Here is a 5,824-nt window from a genome sequence, read left to right as displayed (position 1 = left end):
ACAAAATTCGCCACCGAGGCGCAGGTGTATGCTGTAAAAAGCGCGATCGGCAGCAAACAGGATGGTTTGCCTGTCGGCACAATTCTGCTGTTCGACGGGGCGGGCTGGCGAGACAATGCTACGTTGCCCGGCTGGTATTCCTGCAATAGAACAAATTATAATAATGGACTAACCCCTGATCTGGAAGATAAATTTATCAAGGGTAAAGGCGCTCTAGCAGATACCGGCGGCAGCAATGCCCTGACCGCCGCTATGCTGCCGAGGCATGCGCACAGTATAACCACAACTGCCACAAATAAAACTTTAACCGGAAGTATCCGAGCAGTGCCAACCGATGAAGGTGCAGTTTGTTCCGGCATTATCTCTGCGAGTAAGTGGGATACAGAATTTGGTTACAAAGAAGAAGAAGCTCCCGTTAACCAAATATCTATCAATGCCGTACACGAGCACACCGGCAACGCAAATAATGACAACAGCAGCGTGACCGACACCAACACAAGCAATCTGCCGCTGTACTATTCATTGATCTACATCAGAAGATGCGCGTAGCGGATAGCGTCTCGGTCTTGCTCCCTGTTATCTATTCATTTTTTGACAAATGAATAGGTTTGTCAGGTGTCTGGAATAGAACCTTGCCGCGTTATTTTTCGTAGATCGTGACCTTGATCTCCGGGTCGAGTTTTTCGCGCAGCGTGCTTTCGATCATTTTCAGCGTGCCGGTCTCCGCGCTGGCGCAGCCGTGGCAGGCGCCCTTGTAAACGATCTGCACTTCTTTGCCGACAATGTCCGCCAGCTCCACGCCGCCGCTGTCTTTGGCCAGCACCGGCGCAAGATAAGTCCGCAAAATATCCTCAGCCATTTTAAACTGCCGGGCTTTCGGCTGTTCGGCAAAGCTGGCGTTTGGCGTGGTGTCCGCGTTGTTCTCCTCGGCCATTTTCTGCCGCGTCTCGCGCAGAATGTCCTCCAAAAAATATTTGCGCTGTTCGTGGCCGCCCGGGCGGATGCAGGATTTGCAGTAACCTCCGGCTTTGGTATAGCGCGTAATGTCTTCGACGGTTTGGAGATCATTTTTGCGGATCACATCGATGATCATGCCCCGCGTCACACGCGCGCACTCGCAGACCATTTCCTGATCTTCCAGCTCGTTGATGTCGATATTTTTGTGTTTGGCCACCGCGCGCTTGATGACATCATAGGCCATGACCGAGCAATGCATTTTCTGTCCGGGGAAAGCCGGCGTATCGGGGTCGTCGCGCAGAGCTTTTTCCACATCGAGATTGGTGATCCTGGCCGCGTCATCCACCGTGCGGCCGATAGTCAGCTCGGCCATGACATCCGCGCTGGCGATCGCCGTGCCGCAGCCAAAAGACAAAAACCGCGCGTCTTTGATGACGTCCGTCCGGGGATCGACCAGCCAGAAAAGCTGAATAGAGTCTCCGCAGGAGGCGTCGCCAAAATCCGCCACGACTAATTGGCAACTTTGCGCCCTGGCGTCTTTGTCCGTGAACGACCCGCCGTGCCGCGGATTGTTCATGCGGTCATGGACTTTTTGGGAGTAAGCCTCCCACAAACTCAACCCGATCAAGTCATCTTTGCTCATATTTCGAGTATAACATAATCTACTTGCCCTCTGAAATCTCACGCAGCCTTTTGATGATCGCGGGCAAAACCGAGAGTACCTGATCAATTTCTTTTTCCGTCGTGAAGCGCGAGAGCGAAAAGCGCACAGCCATGTGCGACAAAGCTTTGTCAATGCCGAGGGCGCGCAGCACCCGCGAGGATTCCAGCTCCTCGGACGCGCAGGCCGAACCGGTCGAAGCCGCGATGCCGCGCTCATTCAAATCCCAAAGCAGAGCTTCGCCCTCGCAGTCCTTGAACGCGATATTCAAAGTATTCGGCGTGCGCTTTTGCTTATCGCCGTTGAGGAACACGTCGGGAATATTCTGCAAAATAAAATCCTCCAGTTTGTCGCGCAGTCTTTTGACTTCCGCCGCTTCATAGTTCAGCCCGTCCAACGCTTCCTGCGCGGCCACGCCCATACCGATGATCCCCGGCACATTCAGCGTGCCGGCGCGTAAGCTGGCCATTTGCTCGCCGCCGTGAAACAACGGCTCCAGCCTTTTGCCGCGGCGCACATACAAGCCGCCGCTGCCTTTTGGCCCGTGAAATTTGTGCGCGGAAAAAGACAAATAATCCACGTCCAGTTCCTGCACATTGACAGGAATTTTGCCGATCGCCTGCGTGGCGTCAGTGTGGATCAGCGCTCCGGCTTTGCGACATTCCGCGGCAATTTCTTTCAGCGGTAAAATCGTCCCGATCTCGTTATTGGCCAGCATTATGGAAACCAGCGCGGTCTGGTCTGTCAGCGCGGCCTTGACCTGCTCGGCGGAAATCAAGCCGTTTTTATCGCAGGGTAAATAGGTGACCCGCGCGCCCATTTTTTCCAGATACTGAAACGTGTTGTAAACCGTCGGGTGTTCAATATTGGTCGTGATGTAATGATCCCCGCGCCGCCCTACGGCTCCGCCCGGGGCTCGTACCCCGTCCCAGAACACGGACTTGATAACGTGATTATTCGCCTCGGTCGCGCCGGAAGTGATCAGCACATCGTCGCTGTCCGGCGCGTTGATGAGCCGGTATATTCTATCAAGCGCTTTGCGCAGCTCTGGCCGGGTGTCCAGGCCAAACTCGTGCAGCGATGACGGGTTGCCGTAATGCGTGGTGTTGAATTTTTCCATTTCCCGCGCCGCCGCTGGTGAAACCATCGTCGTGGCGTTGTTGTCCAGATAAATCCGTTTCATAAAACAGGATTATACTACAAACGGCTTTGGTTTTATAATAACTTTAGGGATAAAACCCGCCGCGGTTATCTGGCCGGACTAATATTCTGAACAAAAGCTTTGAGCGCCGCCAGCACCGCCCGATGCAGCCGCGGTTCAACTTTTTTGAGCAGGCTCAAGCCTTGCAGCTCAAAACTTTTCTGCCTAAACCCCTGTCTCGTGCCGGGCAGATCATTCAGGCCGCCAAACCACCAGTCAAGCGTCACGCCGTATTTTTTGCTGAGACGCAGCAGCGTGAGCAGATGCGGCAAACGCTGACCTTTGAGAAAACGGAAATATTCGCTGATCGCCAGATCCAGACTGTCCGCGGTGGTTTCGATAGTCTGTCCGCTTTGCCTGCGCAGTGTTTCCAGTTTTTTGCTTAATAATCTCTTTAACTCCGCATTGGTAAACTCTTTATCCATTTGGCATAGTCCTTTCTTACACCAATTGACAACTTTAACTTATCTGTTAAAATGTAAATAAATGTCAAACAGCGTAATAAATTTTTTACCTGTTTGGTATAAAAAAGACAGGGGGTATTTTTATGACTATAGCCACAGGCCAAAAAATGTACGCGGACGATATTCTCAATCTGACTTTTTTTCCGAAAGGCACGCTACTGACCTTCAGCTCCACGGCGTGGAGCGCAACCAGCGCGGAATTTAAAAATATCTGGAAGGTCTGCAACAAAGCCAATCACGGCGTTGACCCAAATGTGCCGGATCTGACCGATAAATTTCTGCGCGGCGCGGAGAGCTCAGATTTTACTACCGCGCGCGGCGCGGACAGCGTGACCCTGACCACCGCCAATCTTCCTTCGCATAGTCACGGGGCTAAAGGTTTGTCTCTCAGTGGACTGGATACGTCCGGCCTAAAAGTTGATTCTGATGGCGCGCATGAGCATACTTTATCCGGCGGTACAACCGCGGAAGGAAATCACGATCACAGTTTTTTAGATCCCGGCCACTCTCACAATGTATCAACATCCGGCAGACATGGCTCAACCAATAACGCCACTAACCCTACGGCCGCCTGGGATTATGGAGATGTTTATTGGAGTACTAAGTCAACTGTAGCTTCAGAGACCAAATCCGCTGGAATTACATTTAAGACCAGCGGTGACCATAGTCACGATTTCTCTTCTACCAGCAAAGCGACGAGCAATGGCGCGCACAAACATGCTATTTTGGGCAGCATTACCGGCGGCAGTATCGGCGGCACGACAGACAGCGCCGGCTCCGGCACAGCGTTCAGCGCCGTGCCGAGTTACTACACCGTCATATATATTATCAAAGTGGCTTGAGGAAATCTCTGCCTGAGTTATTGTTTTAATAATTTACGCCAATCCCGCCGGCTGTAAATAAATCTTGCTAGCGTTCTCGCTAACTCTTGCTCGGCTAAATCTGTGATATAAACAATATACATCTTGTCTTATATCCTTAATTTTTTTCGCAGAGCAGCCAGCGCCTCTTTGGCCGGTTTAGTTTTTCCCTGTCTGACTTGCTCTAGCCCTTCATTTATTAAAGCATATAACTCCCGCCGGCCGGACATAGCCTCATAAGTCTCCAGACTCATCACCGCCAGATCGCCGTCGCCATTGCGCGTGATGAAAACCGGCTCTTTATATTTATGGCAAAAATCCGAGATCTCGCTGTATTTATTCCGCAAATCCGCGCTTTTTCTAATGACTGGCATGTTTTTCTCCTATCGTTTTTATAGGCAAATAATAGCATTATTTTGATATTTGTCAAACGGCGCCCCAACGAGCTTTAATCTTTTGGCTTTTTAACATTCCGTAAAAGGCTTAAAAAATTCAGCCGGACTGATCTCCAATCCGTCGATAATTTTGAGCATGGTGCCGATCGTGGGTTCGCGTTTGGCGTTTTCCGAACGCAGGATTATTGTGTCGTCCAGGCCGGCGTTCATGGCCAGCGCGTACATGCTCAGACGTTTCTTTTTCCTCAACTGGGTAATCCGCGCGCCGAGGTCTTTTGGCGTATATTTCAGATCGGCATATCTGGCAATTGACATATAGCAATCATAATGTATAATAATCCTTGATAGCTGGCAGTTGCCAGTTATCAAAAAGAAGGGGGTATTTTTATGACTATAGCGACAGGCCAGCCAATGCTGGCCAGCGACATTAATAATCTAACTTTTTTCCCGAAAGGCACGATACTGACTTTTAGTTCCACAGCGTGGGGCGCGACTACCGCGGAATTCAAAAATATCTGGAAAGTCTGCAATGCCGCCAATCACGTCGCTGATCCGAATAATGTGCCGGATCTGACCGATAAATTTCTGCGCGGCGCGGAGAGCTCGGATTTTACTACAGCGCTCGGCGCGGATAGCCAGAGTGTGACACTGACTTCGGCGAATCTCCCGGAGCACAAGCACGAGGTGAAAGCGCTACCTCTGAGCAACCTTAACACGGGCGGCCTCTCGATAAGCGAGAGCGGTGGACATAAACATGAAGGCAGTGGCTCAACGAACACCGGTAGCGGCGGACATAGGCACGACGTTTCCGGCTCTACCGACTCTAAATCTTTGACGGGATCCTGGGGAGAAGATCGAAACACCGTTGCAGATGGTATAATTGCTAAAGGTGATAACCTCAGTGGTGTAAGCGCTGCTGGCTCAGGCGGTGGTGTGAGGTTAAAGATTGATGCCTCACATGACCATCCTTTTTCATGTACCACTTCGGAAAACGGCGGAATACATGACCACGAGGTCAGGATAACCACCACTGACGGCGGCGGTCTACATTCACATACGATCAGCGGCAGCATTACCGGCGGCAGCGTCTCCGGCAATACGGAGAACGCTGGCGTTGTCAGCTCAGCGCTTACCTTCAGCACAGTGCCAGCTTATTATAAGGTCATATATATTATAAAAGTCGTGTAGCGCCAGCGCGCTGCCGAGAAAGACCATTGCGAAAAATAACGGTAGTTTTAATCAAAAAAGTAACGTTATTAACATTTTGGCCTAAATAACGATACTTG

Annotated in this window: 8 protein-coding genes; 3 read left to right on the top strand and 5 right to left on the bottom strand. The window is 51.1% G+C overall.

Annotation, left to right across the window (positions count from 1 at the left end; translation table 11 throughout):
- Positions 1-549 (top strand): hypothetical protein (locus LBJ25_02870; GenBank protein MDR1452900.1); only part of this gene is annotated, 549 nt, incomplete at its 5' end.
- Between the two features lie 91 nt (positions 550-640).
- Here the strand turns inward: LBJ25_02870 and LBJ25_02865 are convergent.
- The 3 genes from LBJ25_02865 to LBJ25_02855 form a co-directional block, all read right to left on the bottom strand.
- Entirely contained in the window at positions 641-1,600 is a 960-nt protein-coding gene (locus LBJ25_02865; GenBank protein MDR1452899.1) for an iron-sulfur cluster assembly scaffold protein, read from the bottom strand.
- Positions 1,601-1,619: 19 nt separating this feature from the next.
- Positions 1,620-2,801: a cysteine desulfurase gene (locus LBJ25_02860; protein ID MDR1452898.1), complete on the bottom strand. Its 1,182-nt coding sequence runs from the start codon at positions 2,799-2,801 to the stop codon at positions 1,620-1,622.
- 65 nt (positions 2,802-2,866) lie between these two features.
- Positions 2,867-3,244 carry a helix-turn-helix domain-containing protein gene (locus tag LBJ25_02855; GenBank protein MDR1452897.1) on the bottom strand — a complete coding sequence of 126 codons (378 nt, stop codon included), beginning with the start codon at positions 3,242-3,244 and terminating at the stop codon, positions 2,867-2,869.
- A 122-nt stretch (positions 3,245-3,366) separates the two neighbouring features.
- Between LBJ25_02855 and LBJ25_02850 the strand changes: the two genes are divergently transcribed.
- On the top strand, positions 3,367-4,125 hold the full coding sequence (locus tag LBJ25_02850; protein MDR1452896.1) for a hypothetical protein: 759 nt from the start codon (positions 3,367-3,369) through the stop codon (positions 4,123-4,125).
- Positions 4,126-4,253: 128 nt separating this feature from the next.
- On the opposite strand, the gene LBJ25_02845 is transcribed toward LBJ25_02850, so the two are convergent.
- Positions 4,254-4,517 carry a type II toxin-antitoxin system Phd/YefM family antitoxin gene (locus LBJ25_02845; GenBank protein MDR1452895.1) on the bottom strand — a complete coding sequence of 88 codons (264 nt, stop codon included), beginning with the start codon at positions 4,515-4,517 and terminating at the stop codon, positions 4,254-4,256.
- Between the two features lie 90 nt (positions 4,518-4,607).
- The gene (locus tag LBJ25_02840) at positions 4,608-4,853 is read right to left on the bottom strand and encodes a helix-turn-helix domain-containing protein (GenBank protein ID MDR1452894.1); all 246 of its coding nucleotides are present in this window, start codon (positions 4,851-4,853) and stop codon (positions 4,608-4,610) included.
- A gap of 72 nt (positions 4,854-4,925) precedes the next feature.
- On the opposite strand from LBJ25_02840, the gene LBJ25_02835 reads away from it, so the two are divergent.
- Positions 4,926-5,726 carry a hypothetical protein gene (locus LBJ25_02835; protein ID MDR1452893.1) on the top strand — a complete coding sequence of 267 codons (801 nt, stop codon included), beginning with the start codon at positions 4,926-4,928 and terminating at the stop codon, positions 5,724-5,726.
- Positions 5,727-5,824: the final 98 nt, after the last annotated feature.

The sequence above is a fragment of the Candidatus Margulisiibacteriota bacterium genome, assembly GCA_031268855.1.
Taxonomy (GTDB): Bacteria; Margulisbacteria; Termititenacia; order Termititenacales; family Termititenacaceae; genus Termititenax.
This window is presented reverse-complemented; position numbering and strand designations above follow the sequence as displayed.

Excerpts from the sequence above, each read along its gene's own strand:
- LBJ25_02865 (MDR1452899.1), bottom strand. The coding sequence starts at position 1,600 with ATGAGCAAAGATGACTTGATCGGGTTGAGTTTGTGGGAGGCTTACTCC.
- LBJ25_02835 (MDR1452893.1), top strand. The coding sequence starts at position 4,926 with ATGACTATAGCGACAGGCCAGCCAATGCTGGCCAGCGACATTAATAAT.
- LBJ25_02850 (MDR1452896.1), top strand. The coding sequence starts at position 3,367 with ATGACTATAGCCACAGGCCAAAAAATGTACGCGGACGATATTCTCAAT.
- LBJ25_02855 (MDR1452897.1), bottom strand. The coding sequence starts at position 3,244 with ATGGATAAAGAGTTTACCAATGCGGAGTTAAAGAGATTATTAAGCAAA.
- LBJ25_02840 (MDR1452894.1), bottom strand. The coding sequence starts at position 4,853 with ATGTCAATTGCCAGATATGCCGATCTGAAATATACGCCAAAAGACCTC.
- LBJ25_02845 (MDR1452895.1), bottom strand. The coding sequence starts at position 4,517 with ATGCCAGTCATTAGAAAAAGCGCGGATTTGCGGAATAAATACAGCGAG.
- LBJ25_02860 (MDR1452898.1), bottom strand. The coding sequence starts at position 2,801 with ATGAAACGGATTTATCTGGACAACAACGCCACGACGATGGTTTCACCA.